Genomic DNA, 19,048 nt, shown 5'->3' with positions numbered 1-19,048 from the left:
AACAGGTGTAATCCGATTAACAGACTTAATGAGTACATTTATTACCACAATAGATTAAACCGCAGGATTGTGCGTTTTAAGAGGTCGTGGGATGAAATATATAAAATAATAAATGGCTGCTGACCTTAAGATATATGTACTGGTAATACTGAAAAAATCAGTAATAAAGGTACATATCAAGGTTAGCAGCCATAATTTTTTGATTCTACATTTCATCGGGTGAGTCGTAAGGCTGGACACTGATATTACGTTTTTTGAGGAAATGTTCAACTACAAGGTTCGTAATATAGCATATAACTGCCATAACAGGAACACCGAGGAACATTCCTAATACGCCGAAAAGTGCTCCACCCACAACAATTGCGAATATAACCCACAGAGGCTTAAGTCCTGTGCTTTCGCCAAGTATCTTAGGACCAAGGAAAAGTCCGTCAAACTGTTGTATAACAAGTATCAGGATTGCAAAGAATATAACCTGGATAGGATTTACAATAACAATTATGATACCGCCCATAACACCACCGATGTAAGGTCCAAAGTAAGGAATCATATTAGTAATTCCAACGATAACGCTTATAAGCACCGTGTAAGGGAACTTGAATATAGTCATACATATAAAGCAGATGATACCGATTATTAATGAGTCAAGTGCCTTGCCATACATAAATTTTAAGAAAATAGTACCACTTTCCCTGCATATCTTTCTTGTAGTATCAGCCGCATTTTTCGGAAATACAGCATAAAGCACACGCTTAAAATTGTAGAATATATTCTTGTGGTCAGATATCATATACACAGAAACCATAATTGCAATTATGAGGTTGACCAGTCCCTTAACAATAGCCATAGATGTATTAACTACATATGGGAGCAGATTGGTAAGCATATCTGTAAGATATGATATAACCTTAGGGTAAAGGTTGTTTAATTGTTCATTAATGACTGCATAATCAATAAATCCCAGGTCAGCGTGTTTATCTTCAAATGAATTAACAAGGCCAGTGATATTGTTGTACCACACTGGAAGCTTGTCCACGATATCGGTAATGCTTGTATACAATTGAGGAATTATAAATACCATAAGGATTGTAATAATTCCGATTGCAATAATGTAAGTTATAAGTATCGAAAGATATTTAGAAAGCTTGTCCGACTTCAAATGGCATTTTTCCTTGAACAAATGTCTGTAGAAAAATCTTACAAGTGGGTATAATATAAATGCTATGAACGCACCAATTACAAATGGTGATATAACATTAAAAATGTATTTGATAATATTAAGTGTGTTATTAAACCCGCCAATAAGCTTGAATATAAGTATTGCACCAAGGACAAATAAGAGTCCGTATATTACAATAGTAAAATATCTGCTGTTGGGCTGGAACTTATTCTTGTATACAATGTGGTTGTCACCAGCGGAGTTATTATTATCAGGTGAATTAAAATAGCTTGTATCGTTATTATTGTCTTTATCCATACAAATCCTCGCAATCTTATTTAATTAAGGATATATCAAGAATATTGTACTCCATATAAGCGGTTAAAAAAACCCCATAATAGTTAAATATTATTAAAAATAATAAAAAAAATTATATTGTTTTTAAATAAATACAAAAAAAGGCTTGCTTTTTTGTTAATAACACGTTAATATATTTTTTGTTGTTACGGCAGTTGTAACATAATAATATATGCACCGCTAGCTCAGTTGGTAGAGCACCTGACTCTTAATCAGGGTGTCCAGGGTTCGAACCCCTGGCGGTGCACTTGTAAGTTTAATGCTTGCAATAATTTAATATACGCACCGCTAGCTCAGTTGGTAGAGCACCTGACTCTTAATCAGGGTGTCCAGGGTTCGAACCCCTGGCGGTGCATTTGTGAAAGTCTTTTGATTTAGTCGATGGAGCTAGGTTGAGGGGCTTTTTTTGTGCGTTGAATTTCTATGATTTGATATTTTTTCTGAATTTTTGAATTGATTCCTTTTTTTCTGAAAAATTCCAGATATGGATTGTATAAATAGTATATTTAGTGTTACAATACAAGTGGGTACACATATGAAACTATTATTTGAGACAAATACGAAGGGGAAGATATAACACTAATATACCAGTGTTATGACTGCTAATCAGGTTAAAGACTGATAAGACGTTATGTAATATTAAGAAAGCATTTAGTTATTGGTATTACTGATATAGCTTATTTATCTGGAATGATTTTGTACGTAGTATTGTTATATTGATGTTGTGTCGGAAAAGAGGTTCATATGAAGAAAAAAGGGAATAGACATAAGACACAAAGAGCACATAGAAGAGCATTGAAAAGAGCCGCCATAATTACAATGGCAGGGGCAGCGGTTATTATAGGGGCATATTCTTTAAAGGTATATGACTTCAGAATTAAATATACGCAGACAGCAGATTATATGAAGGGCAATGAAGAGAATGTAACAAAGGGAGTTGTCACATATGAAGAAGCAACTAATAGTAACCAGACTACAGCGGCAGTAAGAAGTTCTTATAAGAGGCTTGATGTAGAATGTGTACTTCAAAATCCTGAACTTCCAACAGGCTGTGAGATAACAGCTTTGACGACAGTTCTTAATTATCTTGGCTATAATGTAGACAAGCTGACAATGGCAGATTATTACCTGGATAAAGGAAAGATGGGCGAGGTGTCGCCTTATAAAGCATTTGTCGGCAATCCAAGAGATGAAGATTCGTGTGGTGCGTTTGCACCAGTATTAGTCAATTCAGCGACAAAGTATCTGAAATCGCAAAGATCATATATGAATGTATACAATATAACGGGAGCAGAGTACAACGAGCTTCTTGATTATGTAGATGACGGACATCCGGTGTTAGTATGGGAGACGATGTATATGAAAGAGCCATATGAATCCTGTACATGGAATATAGACGGAGAGAATATTATGTGGCTTTCACGTGAGCACGCTATGGTGCTTATAGGCTATACACAGAGTACATATATTATGGCAGATCCGTTAAGGGGCATATGTGAATACGATAAAGAACTTGTAGAAACACGATATAAAAGTATGGGAAAGCAGGCAATAGTTATATATTAATGATTGATATGTGAAGTTTAATAATTAATATTTAAGATTGATAGTTGATATTTAATGTTAATAATTGATATATAAAGTGAGTGTGTCAGTCGTGTCAGCCATTTATTACCACATATACATTTTATAAATCATCACAGTCGGGGGAATACTTCCATTATGGAGGTGATGAGTGTGTACCCAGCGTATGATGGTGATAAAGATTATGATTATGACACAGCCCAATATACGTTTCCTCATAGAAAACGCACTTATAATGAGGAAGATAACAGCGAAGATTATTTTGAGAACGCGGTATATGAGGACAGTGTGAACTTCTCATCTATGGCAGATTACGAAGACTTTCTTATATGGGGAACTGATAATAAAGGCCAGTTCATATAAACAGATTATAAAAGATTTATTAATCTTTTAAGCTTCAATTGACTAGAGTTTTACAGATGTTATATGATAAGCGAAACGTAAGGAATTTATTGTCTGTGCGTTTCGCTTATTTTTATGTAATAGAATACAGAGCAAGCTGTAATTAACATTGTATGCAGAAATGAGGAGTAGTATGTACGGTTATGTTGTTGTTAATAAGCCTGAGCTTAAGATAAAAGAATATGATATGTACCGTTCATACTATTGCGGATTGTGTGAGGAGCTGCTTTCGGATTATGGTATTAATGGGCAGATATCCATAAGCTATGATATGACATTTCTGCTTGTACTGCTTACAGGGCTGTATGAACCGGATACAACATATAAGGAAGCAAGATGTATCGCACACCCTGTTCATAAGCACCCGGTAAGACGCAATAAGATTTCAGCATATGTTGCGGATATGAATGTCCTTATGACTTATTATAAATGCGTTGATGACTGGCAGGATGATAGGAAGCTTATGAAGAAGCTGCTTGCCTCGTCTTTGACTAATAAGGTTAAGAGGATTGAGAAAGCATATTCCCAAAAAGCACGCATTATTAAGGCGGCACTTGATAGAATGAGTGAGCTTGAGAATAATAATGAGAGCAATATTGACCTGCTTGCAGAACAATTTGGCATAATAATGGCACAGATTTTGTGTATGAAAAATGATGAGTGGTACGATACATTAAAAGTGATGGGTAATTCACTTGGAAGATTTATATATATTCTTGATGCGTATGATGACCTTTTGGAAGATAAGAAGAAGGGCAGATACAATGCACTCAGGACGTATGAGAATAATAAGGATTTTGATATATTTATAGAAAATGTGTTAAAATCACATATGGCACAATTTGCCGCAGGCTTTGAGAGCCTTCCTATTATTGAGAATGTCGATTTATTAAGAAATGTAATATATTCAGGAGTCTTTACAAGATTCGGGATTGCTAAGAATAAAAGAGAACAAGTGGAGGAAGTATGACCGATCCGTATTCAGTGTTAGGTGTATCAAGAGATGCAACTGACGAAGAGATTAAAAAAGCATATAGAACATTAAGCAGAAAGTATCACCCTGATGCGAATATCAATAATCCTAATAAGGATAAGGCAGAGGAAATGTTTAAGACAATCCAGCAGGCTTATAACCAGATTATGAAGGAAAAGCAGGGTGGATATACATCATCAGCTTACAGTCAGAACAGAGGTGGCACAGGAAGCTATGGCTATGACGGTGATTATCAGAATAACCGTAATGGACAGAGCGGCAATGGTTATGATGATTTTGGCGGCTTCTGGGGCTTTGGACCATTTGGCTTTGGCGGATATTATGGAGGGGGTTCTAATTCCGGATATTCAGGTGGTGCTTCTAATATGAATGGCAATGATGATACGACAGTTCATTTAAGAGCGGCGGCTAACTATATTAACAATGGTGGATATGATGAGGCACTTAACGTGCTTTCTGCTATTCAGGACAAAGATGCCAGATGGTACTATTATAGTGCTATGGCTAACTCAGGCAAAGGCAATCAGGCAACAGCGATGGAACACGCCAGAAGAGCAGTAGAACTCGATCCTGACAATATGCAGTATCGTATGTTCTACCAGCGTATGAATAGTGGCGGTGAATGGTATTCAGGAAGACAGCAGACATATCAGAATCCAGCAGGTGGAATGGGAAGCTGGTGTATGAAACTTATATTTATCAACCTTATGTGTAACTGCTGTCTTGGCGGAGGCGGCTTATGCTGCCCGGGAAGATACTACTAAGCGGTTCTCCCAGTTCTTTAAGTAATCAAATAGAATATCAATATGAACAGGTCCGGTTTCAAGAATATAACGGTGGAATTCTTTTAAGGAGAAGTTATCACCGAGATCTTTCTGGGCCTGTTTTTTTAGTTCCTCAAAACCTAAAAATCCAAGAACATATTTGCAGTAATTAGCAGGATTAGCAATAAATGCTGTATACATCTCGTGTGCAGCTTCGGCACTGCTAAATCCATAATCGGTAAGGAATGAGGAAAGCTGTGCTTCAGTCCAGCCGTAATAATTCACTCCGATATCGCCCTTGGCATAGAGGCAGAGTATAAGTGCATAATTGCACTGGACCAATGAATTAAGCAGAGTATTATCGCCAGCATATTCATATGAATGAACTTCAACATAGGAAGCCCAGCCCTCAATATAGCCGCCAGGTTTAATGACATTTCTTATCAAAGAAGGGCTTGTTGAGGCAAAATACTGTGTCTGGTATAAATGTCCCGGATACCCCTCGTGTGCCAGCGTAGGATACAAATCACTGCTGTCAGTGCCGGCTGAATTAATGTATATAGAGTTAATGTCAAGATTATCAATCTGTGGCATAAAGTACATAGCAGGGCTTGCATAGTCATTAAGTGCTTCAGATACATAATTAATATTATAATTGACATCATTTAAGGCAGGATAATCATCAGTTATCTTCTTTTTTAAATCCTCAATAATCTGGTCTGGTTTATCAATTCCAAAAGAAAATGTGCCAAACTGGCTGTTGAGAGAAGGATCTTTTCTTAAAAGCTTCTGCATAACAATTGAATAGCTTCTTATATAGGAGTCAAGCAAATCATTATATTCGTCAATTGATTTACTCCAGCCAAGACAGCTTTCAAGAAGTCCCTCAAAGTATCTTGCACCATCAGGGTAATTGCATATTCCACCAGAATACTGGTTAGTTCCCTTGAATGAAGCAAGAGTCGTTATAAGTGCGTTATAACCTGGAATTACATGGTTAATAACGGCATCTTCGTTCTGCTTCTTGTATACATTTTTCTCATCATCAGTAAGGAAAATGAGGTCGTCAACACGGGAGTTAAAAGTACCAATAAACATACCTTCAGCATCACCGGCGGAATCAGCGATAGATTTGCAGGAGCTTATGACCTCATCAAGAAGGTCATCGCTTAGGGTATATCCCCTGACGCTTCTTAATGCCTCGAATTCCAGCAGATTATTAAAATATCCATCCACATCACTTAGGAGCTGTATATATTCTTCAACGTCCTTTTTCTCCATAAATGTATATTCGGAAAAAAGGAGCGGAAGCTGTATCTGTATGCCGATTGTAGGAGTGAGGTCGGTGTTAAGAAGATACAGGTCGCTGTAATTAAGGGTTGTATACAGATATTTGTTTAATAGGTCATAGGTTATCTGCTGGCTCTTGGAAAGTGAAGCCTTGTCAAAAGCGTTGAGCTTTGTTATGTAGTCTGTTATATCTGATGTATCATCAATATTATCAATATCAATACGTCCGAGTGTTATATCGTAATCATCAATTCCATATTCGCAAGGATTTTCCAAAAGTGCGTGCAGTGAGAGTGAGTCGCTTGAGGCAAGCTCACGAAAAAGGCTGTCGGTAAAAGCGTTGAAGCTTTCGTTATCAGCTGCATTGTATTGCTCATCAGCATTGTTATAACGTGAAGCAGACCCGCCAAATGGAGTGCAGGCACTAAATGAACAGGCTGTGATTACTACTGCACCTGTTATGGCAGCAGCTTTTTTAAAGAAAGAATAAATGTTAGTTTTATGTTTTATGTAACTGGATTTTAATGTCAGCATATAATAATCCTCATTTCTGCGGACATACCGCGTAGTCAGATTCGGGAAGGTGCATATAAGCCCCTGGTACAACATTTTCTTAATCATACACTAGATTATATGTATAATAAATGTTTTTCATTAAAGAATATTTGTTTATTCGTTTGACATATTCTAAAAAGCTGGCTATCATATATAGAATAATGACAATGGAGGTTACGGATATGCCACAGAATAAAGGTCCATTTTATATGACAACAGCTATCGCATATACATCAGGAAAGCCACATATTGGTAATACTTATGAGATAGTTCTTGCCGATAGTATTGCAAGATTCAGACGTCAGGAGGGCTATGATGTTTTTTTCCAGACAGGAACTGATGAGCATGGACAGAAGATTGAATTAAAAGCAGAAGAAGCAGGAATTACACCTAAGGAATTCGTTGATAATGTTTCTACAGAGATAAAGAGAATATGGGATTTAATGGATACATCTTATGACAAGTTTATAAGAACTACAGATGATTACCACGAAAAGCAGGTTCAGAAGATATTTAAGAAGCTCTACGATCAGGGAGATATATATAAGGGTTCATACGAAGGTATGTACTGTACACCTTGCGAGTCTTTCTGGACAGAGTCACAGCTTGTTGACGGAAAATGTCCTGACTGCGGACGTGAAGTTAAGCCAGCTAAGGAAGAAGCATATTTCTTTAAGATGAGTAAATATGCCAACAGACTTATCGAGCATATTAATACACATCCAGAATTCATACAGCCTGTATCAAGAAAGAATGAGATGATGAATAACTTCCTTCTTCCAGGACTTCAGGATTTATGTGTATCAAGAACATCATTTAAGTGGGGTATCCCGGTAGATTTTGATGACAAGCATGTAGTATATGTATGGCTTGATGCACTTACTAACTATATCACAGGTATCGGGTATGATGCTGATGGCAACTCATCAGAACAGTATAAGAAGTTCTGGCCGGCAGACCTTCACCTTATTGGAAAGGATATTATAAGATTCCATACTATATACTGGCCTATATTCCTTATGGCACTTGGTGAACCACTTCCTAAGCAGGTATTTGGACATCCTTGGCTTTTACAGAATGACGGCAAGATGAGTAAGTCTAAGGGGAATGTTATATATGCAGATGACCTTGTAGATATGTTCGGTGTTGATGCTGTAAGATACTTCGTACTTCACGAAATGCCATTTGAGAACGATGGTGTTATCTCTTGGGGACTTATAGTTGAACGTATGAACTCAGATCTTGCTAATACACTTGGTAACCTTGTCAACAGAACAATTGCTATGTCTAACAAGTATTTTGGCGGTGTAGTTAATAAGACAGGTGTTACAAGTGAGGGAGCAGGCGTTGATGAGAACGGTGCAAGCCTTGACTTCGATGCTGACCTTAAGGCTGTTGTTACAGGAACAAGAGATAAGGTTCAGAACAAGATGGCTACACTTCACGTTGCTGATGCTATGACAGAGGTATTTGCATTATTTAAGAGATGTAACAAGTACATTGATGAAACAATGCCTTGGGCTTTAGCAAAGGACGAGAGTAAGAAAGAAAGACTTGAAGAAGTTCTTTACAACCTTGTAGAGAGTATTACAATCGGAGCTAACCTTTTAAAGGCATTTATGCCTAATACAACAGAGAGTATTTTAAAGCAGCTTTATCCTGACAATCCAGCCGCTGGTGACAGAGATTTTGATGATCTTGACAAGTTCGGCTTAAGAGAGTCTGGAAATAAAGTTACAGATAAGCCAGAAATCCTTTTTGCAAGACTTGATATTGAAGAAGTTATGAAGAAGGTTGAAGAATTACAGGAAGCACAGAGAAAGGCTAATGGAGTACCGGAATATCCAGTAGTTGAGAAGAAGCCTGAGATAACATTTGACGACTTTGAAAAAATCCAGATCCAGGTCGGAGAAGTGCTTAAGTGCGAGCCTGTAAAGAAGGCTAAGAAGCTTCTCTGCTCACAGATAAGAATTGGTGAGGAAGTAAGACAGATTGTATCTGGAATATCACAGTATTACAAGCCAGAAGAGATGGTTGGCAAGAAGGTAGCAGTAGTTACTAACCTTGCACCTCGTAAGATATGCGGCGTTGAATCACAGGGTATGATTCTTGCGGCTATGGACGATAAGAACAATCTCTCTGTTATGACAGTTGATAAGGATATAATCGCAGGAAGCGAAATCGGATAGCAAAAGAGTGAATTATATATAATAAAAAGCTCCCTTCCGGGCTGGCAGGTAAAATCACCTGCGGCTTGGAAGGGAGCTTTTTCTTGTACTGCACTTGTACTTACAGGTTAACAGAAGTAGCAAGGCATTATTTATCCAACATTTTTTTGTATTCGCGTGGACTGATGCCAATGTGTCTCTTGAAAAGTTTCGAAAAATAACCGAAATCAGGAATACCGACAGCTCCAGCCACTTCAGCAACACTCATATTTGTGGTATTAAAGTAGCGTAAAGATGCCCGGATGCGCTGCCTTCCAATATAAGAAGTCAGCGTTTCGCCGACTTCTTTTTTAAATGCATTTGACAGATAAGATGGATTTTTGTCAAATTTTTCGGCAAGTATGGATAGCGTTAACTCTGAGTATAAATGCTGGTCAATGTAATTTACAACAGTTCGGATCAGATAAGAGTATTTTTCATACGTATAATTCTTAGCAAGCATAGAATATTTTCGGACCATGTCAAATGGCAAGTGTGCAAACTCTCCTTGGCTGTTAGCATCTTTTATGCGAAGAGAAAAAGCTTCAGCCTGCTGGTATACATAAATCGGATGTACGGCGGTCCCAAACATACGGGAAGCTAGAAAAAAATTTAAGGAGGCGATTCTGCTTCTTATTTCTTTTGCAGGAAGAGACTGAAAAGAAGCAGAATAGTCCAAAGTCTTTTTCATGAAGTCAATGGCCTGGGCAGTGTTTCCGGCAGTCATTGCCTGACAACAATGTTCTAGTCGTGAAATCAGTTCCGCGATGTAATCGGAAGAGAATTTCTGAAAACGTTCTTCGTTTGGCGAAGTGTTATGAGACTCTGTTTTATAATTGACATACTCAATGCTGCATGTTTTGAACGCCGGAATAAAAAAACTAATAAAATGCTGCAACATCAGTGTGAGTTCATCAATGTCTACGACAGGAAGAGAGTAATAAAAGTGTAACAAGACAGAGTTGTATTTCGGATCAATGTGATTATCACGAATGAGCCGGTTGATTGTTACCTGATTGATTGGTTCGGCCAAAAAAGGCATAATACCAAGAATATCTGGTTCAGCGTCCGTGGTCAGACTGACAATTACATTGTAAAACCCAAGGGAACTCTGCAGTACAATGATTTGATAAGGAGAGCTGCCAAACAAAGAAAAAAGTGGGCTGTTCGTTTTGTAGTTGCCCCAGACCATGCGTCTTAGTCCCATATCCATTTTCTCAAAATTCTGATAAGGAGCATGCATCAGATAAGAATCTATCTTAAAGGTATCGGACAAAGTTTGCTGGAGCAAAGGGAAAAAATCATCGGTATTCATGTTTTCAAATGTCATAATAGGACTCCTTTCCTAGTAGGTTTCTCGTTTTATTTGTAAAAAATTTGCCATAATTATATTTTATGTAAAAATTTTACCAAAACAACAAAACTAAGACAAGAGCAAAATCCGTTGAATTGTTATACTGAGTACATCAATGAGATTGACGGAAAGAGAGAAAGACTCTTTTTATGAACAAGAAGGAGGTAAAAATGGCAACAAAGAACATTAATGCATCTTGGCAGTTTACAAAAGATGCTATAACTGTCGCAGAAGGATATTCTGTATTAACACAGGGCAACTGGGAGGCACTTGACTTGCCTCATACATGGAATGGTAAGGATGGACAGGATGGTGGAAATGATTACCACCGCGGTACATGTTACTATGTAAAGAACATGAAGCGTGAGGAGTTTGGTAGCGAACCAATCACTTATATTGAGTTTAACGGAGCAAACTCTAGTGCATGGCTTTATGTTAATGGAAAAGAAGCTGGACATCATGATGGTGGATACTCTACATGGAGAGTGAATGTAACAGACTTTTTGGCTGATGAAAATGAAATTGTAGTTGCAGTAGATAATGCACCAAATGATCATGTATATCCACAGATGGCAGACTTTACATTCTATGGCGGTCTGTATCGTGATGTAAATGTGATTTCTGTACCAGAAACACATTTTGATCTGGATTATTATGGAACACATGGCATTGCAGTAACACCTATCGTAGAAGGTGCAAATGCAAGTGTTGAAGTAGAAGTATTTGTTACAGATGCAACAGAGGAAGATACTTTAGAATATGTCATCAAAAATGGTGATGAAGTTATTGCTACAAAGAGCGTTTCTGCAAATGAGACAAAGGTTACATTCGAGATTGAAAATGTTCATCTTTGGAATGGCCGTAAGGACCCACACCTTTACACAGCAGAAGTTACATTAAAGAGAAACGATACTGTTTTAGATGAGAGAAGTACTCGCTTTGGATGTAGAACTTTTGTTATTGATCCAGAGAAGGGATTTATCTTAAACGGAGAGCGTTATCCACTTCACGGTGTGTCTCGTCATCAGGATAGACCACACATTGGAAATGCTTTAACTCATAAAGAACATAAAGAAGATATTGAACTCATTCTTGAAATGGGTGCAAACACAATCCGTCTTGCTCATTATCAGCACGACCAGTACATTTATGACCTTTGTGATGAGACAGGTCTTGTACTTTGGGCTGAGATTCCATATATTTCAAAACATTTGCCAAACGGACGTGAGAATACTATTTCACAGATGAAAGAACTTATTATACAGAATTACAATCATCCAAGTATTGTAGTATGGGGACTTTCTAATGAGATTACAATGGGTGGCGGAGAGGATGATGACCTCATTGAGAACCACAACATTTTAAATGATTTATGTCATCAGATGGATCCAACAAGACTTACAACAATGGCCGTAGTTTCTATGTGCAGCATTGATGCAAAATATATTCAGATTCCGGATGTTATTTCTTATAACCATTATTATGGATGGTACGGTGGAACAACAGATATGAACGGTGAGTTCTTTGATGATTTCCACAAGAAATATCCAAATATTCCAATTGGATTAAGTGAGTATGGATGTGAGGCTTTGAACTGGCATACATCAAATCCTGTTCAGGGTGATTATACTGAGGAATATCAGGCATACTATCATGAAGAACTGATTAAGCAGCTCTTTACAAGAGATTATATCTGGGCTACACATGTATGGAATATGTATGACTTCGCCGCTGATGCAAGAGCAGAAGGTGGAGAAAATGGTATGAACCATAAGGGCTTGGTTACATTTGATAGAAAGTACAAGAAAGATGCTTTCTATGCATATAAGGCATGGTTATCAGATGATCCATTCGTGCATATCTGTGGTAAGCGCTATGTAGACCGTGTAGAAGATACAACAAAGGTTACGGTATACTCTAATCAGCCAGAAGTAGAGTTGTTTGTAAACGGTGAAAGCCTTGGTAAGCAGACAAGTGATGTGCATTTCTTCTACTTTGATGTGCCAAATGCAGGCGAAAGTACACTTGTTGCAAAAGCAGGTGATTGCAGTGACGAAAGCAAGATTCGCAAGGTAGATACCTTTAACGAAGAATATCGTTTGAAAGAAGAAGGCGAGGTTCTCAACTGGTTTGATATTGATATGCCAGAGGGATACTTCAACATCAATGACAAGATTGGTGATATCATGAAGGCCAACGAAGGTAAGATGTTCATCGATGAATTGATGCTTAAGATTATGAAAGGCGCTGATGGCGGTGCAGCAGAAGCAGCAGAAGCAGCAGCTGGTGCTGGCAGCGAGGGCCTTATGAAGATGTTATCAGGTTTTACAGTAAAGCGTATGCTTAATCTTATGGGAACTGCAGGCGGTGGAAAGCAGTTTACTAAGGAAGAACTTCTTGAGTTGAATAGCAAGCTCAATAAGATAAAGAGATAGGAGGATATTACCATGAGTAAAACTAGAGAAGTAAGACCTTTCGGTGCACGTGACAAGTTTGGTTACCTGTTCGGAGATCTTGCAAATGATTTTTCATTTATTTTTGCCAGTACTTATGTAATGGTATTCTACACAAAGGTTATGGGTATCTCAGCGGCAATGGTCGGAACTATGTTTCTTATTGCTCGTTGTATCGATGCTTTTACAGATATCGGTATGGGACGTATCGTAGATAATTCAAAGCCAACAAAGAACGGACGTATTCGTCCATGGATTCTTCGTATGTGCGGATTTGTTGCACTTGCATCATTTATGATGTATCAGTCATTTTTGGTAGATGCTTCTTACGGAGCTAAGGTTGCATATATGTTTATTACATATATCCTCTGGGGTTCTATTTTCTATACATCTATCAATATTCCTTACGGTTCAATGGCATCTGTTATTTCAGGTGACCCAAAGGACAGAAGTTCGCTTTCTGTTTTCCGTTCAGTAGGTGGAACTGTTGCTGGTATTATGATTGGTGTTGTAGCTCCAATGTTAGTATATAAGACAGATGCTTATGGTAACCAGGTTGTTTCTGCAACAAATATATCTATTGTAGCTGGAGTATTCTCTGTAATTGCAATTGTATGCTATCTGCTTTGCTATTTCCTTACAACAGAGCGTGTTGAATATGTTGCAAAGCAAACATCTGAGAAGCAGTCAGTTGCTAAGACATTAAAGACATTACTTACAAGCCGTTCATTGCTTGGTATGATTATCGCAGCTGTACTTCTTTTGTTGGCTTCATTAATGTCACAGGGTGTCAATACTTACTTGTTTGCTGATTACTTCAAGAACACAAAGGCTCTTTCAGTATTCTCATTATTAATGCTTCCATGTATTATCATCTTGGCAACATGCTCTACGAAGCTTGCTACTAAGTTTGGTAAAAAGGAATGTGGTGTAGTAGGAATGTTTGCATCAGGTATCCTTTACTTCATTCTTGGTATTCTTCATATTAAGAATGTATGGGTATTCGTAGTTGGTGCATTCGTAGCTATGCTTGGTATGTACTTCTTCCAGACACAGTGCTGGGCTCTTGTGACAGACGTTATCGATGATATGGAAGTACAGACAGGAAATCGTGACGATGGTACTATTTATGGTATCTACTCATTCTCAAGAAAGATTGGACAGGCAATTGCTGGTGGTCTTTCCGGATGGGCACTTGGATGGATTGGATACAATGAACTTGCAGCAGGACAGACAGAGGCAGTTGCAAATGGTATTTACAACTTGGCTACTTTCTTCCCAGCAGCTATCTATATTCTTTGTGGATTAGTACTTATGTTCATTTTCCCTCTGAATAAGGCAAGAGTAGATGCAAACGTTGCAGAACTTAAGAGCAGAAGAGGATAAACAAACAAGTTCATATCAATAATAAAGGCTCAGACTCCGTGCACCTTTGGGTGTGCGGAGTTTTTTCCTTTGGTAAAATATATGTGTATCAGCAATAGAGTCCGGATGGCGTTATCCAAGGAGACCATTCTGATAATTTTTCGGCCTGACTCATACTGCACCCAGCTTTCATACGTATTTCTTCGGTGTAACATTCGATTAATTTCTGGCGGTTAAAGATTGTAATCATAGGCTTATCACTCCGTTTATCATTTTTATTTCCGCAGCACTTGCATAAGACGTGTTGTACATAAATAAAAAAATAACTGTTAATAGTAGTGAAATAAAACGATTATGTTTCATAAAAATATCCTCCTTGTATATTATATTTAACAACTAATTGTTAAGCGTAAATTATCATATAATAATTATATTGACAACAATTTTCTGCTAACTTGTAATATAATTATGTATTTTCTGATATTTATTTAAGATATATTGATTAGATAGTTAATTCGCCTTAATATAATATTGTGGCATATTAGCCGATACAATTATTGACTATTTATAGCAATAGCCGTAAAATATATGTTAAGTATTAATATAAATACAATAAAGCATATCAATTTTAATGCTATTATAAGAATAGCGTAATTTTGGAGGTTTACTATGAGGATTTTTAAAACGGGAGAATATAGTAATAAAAGACGTCATAGCTGCAAGAAAATGGTATTATCCGCTGGAATGGCATTAATGCTGGCAGCAACCCCTGTAACAGCAATGGCTGGACAGGTATATGGCAGCAATACAGGTGTGACATCTGCAAACAGCGTGATGAATAATATAGCAGCCGGTCTTAGTATGAGCAATAAGATTGATGTATCAACATTAAAGAATAACAAGAAGGTGGGCGGAGATGATATTACTCTTGATAATGACCTTACAGACTGGAAGAATGTGACAGAAAGAAAGGCTTTATCAGATAAGGTATCAAGCTGGAAAGCAGTAATCTCAGCCGATTACTCTACATTATACATAAGCTATGAGGGAACAGCACAGTCAGAGTGGGATTATGGATATACAGGCCAGCAGAACCTTGTTGATATTACATATGCCACAGGGCTTAGTGACTCAACCAATCATATTCAGTTTGTTGCGTGGAATGGTGGAGCACAGGTTAAGAACGGCTGGTATGGTGATATAGAGGGTGCTAAGATGGTTACAGTTAATGAGGCACACCAGAATACAGCAGGACCATATACAGTTGAGGCTTCAATTCCTATGAATTTCTTTACGGAGGGTAATTTCAAGATAACATTTGCTGGTGTTATGGTAGATTTAGCAGATATAGAAGTGCTTGACGGCAGTGCGATTAAAGAGGATACAACAGAGGCTGTCTATGAGGGCATAACAATAGATGGCAGTTTTAAAGACTGGGATGCAGTTGCCAGGTATAATGCAGCGTGTCCTAATGAAGCACACAAGGACTGCCTTTCAAAAGCAGCTATGGTGTTTGATGGAGATTATGTATACATATACTTAAAGGACGGAGCAACAGGAAGTGCTTATGGTGCTGGAACTCATTCCAATGGCAGGTATTCAATAAAGACAGACTTGGGCAGAGAACTTGTATTTCAGCTTACACAGGATGGACAGGTTAATGGTATAGATGGTGTTTTGTGTCAGCATGTTGGAAGGCAGTGGGAAATAGCGGTTCCTAAGGATAAGCTTCCGATTTATAATAAGACAATATCATTTGGCTTATACCTTTCAGAGCCATTTGTTAAAGATGTAGCTAATCTTAAGGATGATGGCAGTAATGACAGTAGTGATGGTAATTATGATATAGCATATGATGGCTTATATGGCGACTGGAACAAATATCCACATACAACAATTCAGTATGCAACGCCAGGAACTCACGAACACGTTGCAGATGCCAGTGCTGCAATATATTGTGATGGAACACAGCTTTTTGGACACGTTGAAACTCCAATGCAGGCACATTTAACTGAAGCAGGTGGAGAGTTAACACAGGCAATTACAATAAAGTTTAATGATAATTGGAGTCAGGTATTTTATCCAAGAATGGAGACAGTAGACAGTGATGGTAACATTAACTGGAATTCTCAAAAAGGTGGACTTTCCGAAGGGACATATGAATTCTACATTTTTTCAACAGATGCATGGCATACTTCAGCTAATATTAATAGCACTAATGAAGCAGATACATGTTATGGAAAAATGATGGTGACTATTGGAAGTGATAAGGACGAATGTGAGTTTATAATAGACCTTAAGAAGGTGGCTGATAAGCTTGGATGTGATGTGAGTGATTTCAAGCAGATTGATGCACAGTTTGGAAGATTAGGGCAGCAGTGGGTTACAACAGCAGGTGCTTCAACAGGTGCCTGGCTTGGACTTTGCATATGCGTTCTTATAACAGTAGGTGTTCTCGTTTATCAGAAAAAGAAAGGCAGTAATCAGGTAACAGAATAATGAGTGTTAATCCAATCGTGGCAGTGGCAGTTATAGCAGTGTGGCTGTATATACTTTCAGTATTAACAAGAGCAAAGCTTTATGCGTGGAAGTTTATGTGGGGAAGCTTTGGGTTGTTTCTTATAATGATGATAACTATACGTCCCGTGCTTACTATGCCGCTGGCACGTTGTGTATCAGCACTGGCTGGTGTAGTTGGAAGTGTGACAGGAGCATTTACATCATATTTCAAGTATGGAATTATATTTATTCATACAGGAGTTACACAGGCGACACTGCTGATAGATTTTGAGTGTTCAGGAATTATTGAGATTATGGCATTTATATCATTGCTGGCATTCTTTAATGTATACAATTTCAGCGAAAAGGTTATGGTGGGAATAGGTGGTTTTTGCTATATAATGCTCTGTAATGCTTTGAGAATTGTGATGATATGTATGTCAGTATATTTTTGGGGAATGGGAGCATACTATGTGGTTCATACATTTATTGGAAGAATATTCTTTTACGTTCTAAGTGTATATCTGTATTTCTATGTATTTACCAAACCTCAGGTTATAAAGATGAAAGTAGGCAGCTTCTCATATGGTAATAATAAAACAAATTCTTAACTCATTTCTTTTCTGGGGCGGCTGGATAATCATTCCATTTATTATGGAGATTGTCCCGGCACTTGGAAGTGTATTTCTTCTTATCAGGAGAAATCTAAGACATAAGAAGAAAAGAAAAGAGATGAAGATATATCCAGAGATATCTCTTATTATTCCTGTATATAATTCAGCGGATACTCTGTATGGATGTATCAAGTCGGTTAATGACAGTACTTACCCTAATGATAAAATCAGAATATTCCTTGTTAATAATAAAGGTCAGGACAACAGCTTCGCCGTATATGCGGACTGTCAGAAGAAGTTTCCTGACCTTCTTATGCAGTGGCTTAATGCAGAGCAGGGCAAGTCAAGAGCACTTAACCTGGCCTTGTATAACAGTGACGGCAAGTATATTATTAATCTTGATAGTGATGGAATATTAGAGAAAAATGCACTTGTCAATCTTATTACAAGATTTGAACAGGATACAGATCTTAACTGTATGACAGGAGCTATTCTTACAATTCCTGAACAGATACAGGCATATAAAGGATTTTTTCCAAGACTGCTCCGTAATCTGGAATTTATGGAATATGCACAGGCTTTCCTTGCAGGCAGAAGCTATGCTTCCGAGATGAATGCAGTGTATACATTATCAGGAGCATTTTCCGCATTCAGAAAGTCAGTTGTGTTAAAGTCGTGGATGTATAACACGGATACAATATGTGAGGATACACATATCACATTCCAGATGAAATACAGGCAGAATGAACGAGTCGAAGTGTGCGAAGATGCGATATTCTTTGTTGACCCAATAGAGAATATGAACAAATTGTACACACAAAGACAGAGATGGCAGAGAGGAAGCCTTGAAGTAGCCAAGATGTTTATGGACAAGTCCTTTAAGGTAAAGAATATATTCAGCAATGTAAGTGTAAAGACTCTTCTTTATGACCACACATTTGCGTTTCCAAGAATGATATGGTATCTGGCACTTATATGCCTTATGGCTATTGGCTATTCGGGTAAGATGATACTTGTATCTACAGGAATAATATTCGGCTTGTATACACTTGCCGGATATCTGTACTTTATAGTTGTCGCGTATTTCCTTAACATCAATAAGGATGTAAAGAAATATTATGTACGGCACTGGTGGTGCATATTGTTCCTGCCGTTCTTTAATTTTCTCGTATTCTTTATAAGAGTAGCAGGTATTATTAACAGCATACAGACAGATAGTGCATGGAAGACGATGAACTTCACAGATGAGTGCAAGGCATTTGCTAAGGTTGTGAAACAGGATATGCAAAAGCCGGCGGCATTTATTGGAAAGTTAAGAAAAGCAGTCAATTACGAGCCTATGGAGGATATGGAGCTTATAGAGGTACAGGAAGAAGCCAATAAGAAAGAAGACACAGAGGAAATAGAACAGATTGAACTGATAGATGAAGATGAGTCTTTATAAAATGTGT

13 protein-coding genes and 2 tRNA genes are annotated in these 19,048 nt (G+C 37.7%); 12 read left to right on the top strand and 3 right to left on the bottom strand.

Annotation, left to right across the window (positions count from 1 at the left end; genetic code table 11):
- Nucleotides 1–205 precede the first annotated feature (205 nt).
- Nucleotides 206–1,477: an AI-2E family transporter gene (locus C7390_RS12610; protein WP_022503123.1), complete on the bottom strand. Its 1,272-nt coding sequence runs from the start codon at nt 1,475–1,477 to the stop codon at nt 206–208.
- A gap of 213 nt (nt 1,478–1,690) precedes the next feature.
- On the opposite strand from C7390_RS12610, the gene C7390_RS12605 reads away from it, so the two are divergent.
- The 6 genes from C7390_RS12605 (at nt 1,691) to C7390_RS12580 (ending at nt 5,260) form a co-directional block, all read left to right on the top strand.
- A tRNA-Lys gene (locus C7390_RS12605) sits at nt 1,691–1,763 on the top strand.
- A gap of 35 nt (nt 1,764–1,798) precedes the next feature.
- A tRNA-Lys gene (locus tag C7390_RS12600) sits at nt 1,799–1,871 on the top strand.
- 389 nt (nt 1,872–2,260) lie between these two features.
- Nucleotides 2,261–3,082: a C39 family peptidase gene (locus C7390_RS12595; protein ID WP_022503122.1), complete on the top strand. Its 822-nt coding sequence runs from the start codon at nt 2,261–2,263 to the stop codon at nt 3,080–3,082.
- Nucleotides 3,083–3,253: 171 nt separating this feature from the next.
- Nucleotides 3,254–3,463 carry a hypothetical protein gene (locus tag C7390_RS12590; protein WP_116444293.1) on the top strand — a complete coding sequence of 70 codons (210 nt, stop codon included), beginning with the start codon at nt 3,254–3,256 and terminating at the stop codon, nt 3,461–3,463.
- Between the two features lie 172 nt (nt 3,464–3,635).
- A complete protein-coding gene (locus C7390_RS12585) occupies nt 3,636–4,472 on the top strand; it encodes a DUF5685 family protein (RefSeq protein ID WP_022503120.1) in 837 nt (278 codons plus the stop codon).
- On the top strand, nt 4,469–5,260 hold the full coding sequence (locus C7390_RS12580; protein WP_022503119.1) for a DnaJ domain-containing protein: 792 nt from the start codon (nt 4,469–4,471) through the stop codon (nt 5,258–5,260). Before C7390_RS12585 ends, C7390_RS12580 begins: the two co-directional genes overlap by 4 nt.
- Here C7390_RS12580 and C7390_RS12575 read toward each other — a convergent pair.
- On the bottom strand, nt 5,234–7,084 hold the full coding sequence (locus tag C7390_RS12575) for a DUF885 domain-containing protein (protein WP_055306989.1): 1,851 nt from the start codon (nt 7,082–7,084) through the stop codon (nt 5,234–5,236). The two genes, C7390_RS12580 and C7390_RS12575, sit on opposite strands and share 27 nt — an antisense overlap.
- A 203-nt stretch (nt 7,085–7,287) precedes the next feature.
- Between C7390_RS12575 and metG the strand changes: the two genes are divergently transcribed.
- A complete protein-coding gene (metG, locus tag C7390_RS12570) occupies nt 7,288–9,294 on the top strand; it encodes a methionine--tRNA ligase (RefSeq protein WP_116444292.1) in 2,007 nt (668 codons plus the stop codon).
- A gap of 127 nt (nt 9,295–9,421) precedes the next feature.
- On the opposite strand, the gene C7390_RS12565 is transcribed toward metG, so the two are convergent.
- On the bottom strand, nt 9,422–10,642 hold the full coding sequence (locus tag C7390_RS12565) for a helix-turn-helix transcriptional regulator (RefSeq protein ID WP_055177401.1): 1,221 nt from the start codon (nt 10,640–10,642) through the stop codon (nt 9,422–9,424).
- Between the two features lie 194 nt (nt 10,643–10,836).
- Between C7390_RS12565 and C7390_RS12560 the strand changes: the two genes are divergently transcribed.
- From C7390_RS12560 to C7390_RS12540, 5 genes are all read left to right on the top strand, one after another.
- Nucleotides 10,837–13,101, top strand: a complete 2,265-nt coding sequence (locus tag C7390_RS12560) for a glycoside hydrolase family 2 protein (RefSeq protein ID WP_022501306.1) — start codon at nt 10,837–10,839, stop codon at nt 13,099–13,101.
- A gap of 12 nt (nt 13,102–13,113) precedes the next feature.
- Nucleotides 13,114–14,505 (top strand): MFS transporter, encoded by a 1,392-nt coding sequence (locus tag C7390_RS12555; protein ID WP_022501305.1) that lies wholly within the window; start codon nt 13,114–13,116, stop codon nt 14,503–14,505.
- A 648-nt stretch (nt 14,506–15,153) separates the two neighbouring features.
- Complete coding sequence (locus C7390_RS12550; RefSeq protein WP_116444291.1) at nt 15,154–16,983, top strand: Firmicu-CTERM sorting domain-containing protein; 1,830 nt, start codon at nt 15,154–15,156, stop codon at nt 16,981–16,983.
- Nucleotides 16,983–17,594 (top strand): exosortase family protein XrtG, encoded by a 612-nt coding sequence (gene xrtG, locus C7390_RS12545; RefSeq protein WP_055306986.1) that lies wholly within the window; start codon nt 16,983–16,985, stop codon nt 17,592–17,594. The genes C7390_RS12550 and xrtG overlap by 1 nt, the downstream gene beginning before the upstream one ends.
- Nucleotides 17,569–19,041 (top strand): TIGR03111 family XrtG-associated glycosyltransferase, encoded by a 1,473-nt coding sequence (locus C7390_RS12540; protein ID WP_318295699.1) that lies wholly within the window; start codon nt 17,569–17,571, stop codon nt 19,039–19,041. Before xrtG ends, C7390_RS12540 begins: the two co-directional genes overlap by 26 nt.
- Nucleotides 19,042–19,048: the final 7 nt, after the last annotated feature.

Origin of the sequence: Bacteroides galacturonicus, assembly GCF_003096855.1 — a bacterium.
In the GTDB taxonomy this organism is placed as follows: Bacteria; Bacillota; Clostridia; order Lachnospirales; family Lachnospiraceae; genus Lachnospira; species Lachnospira rogosae.
This window is presented reverse-complemented; position numbering and strand designations above follow the sequence as displayed.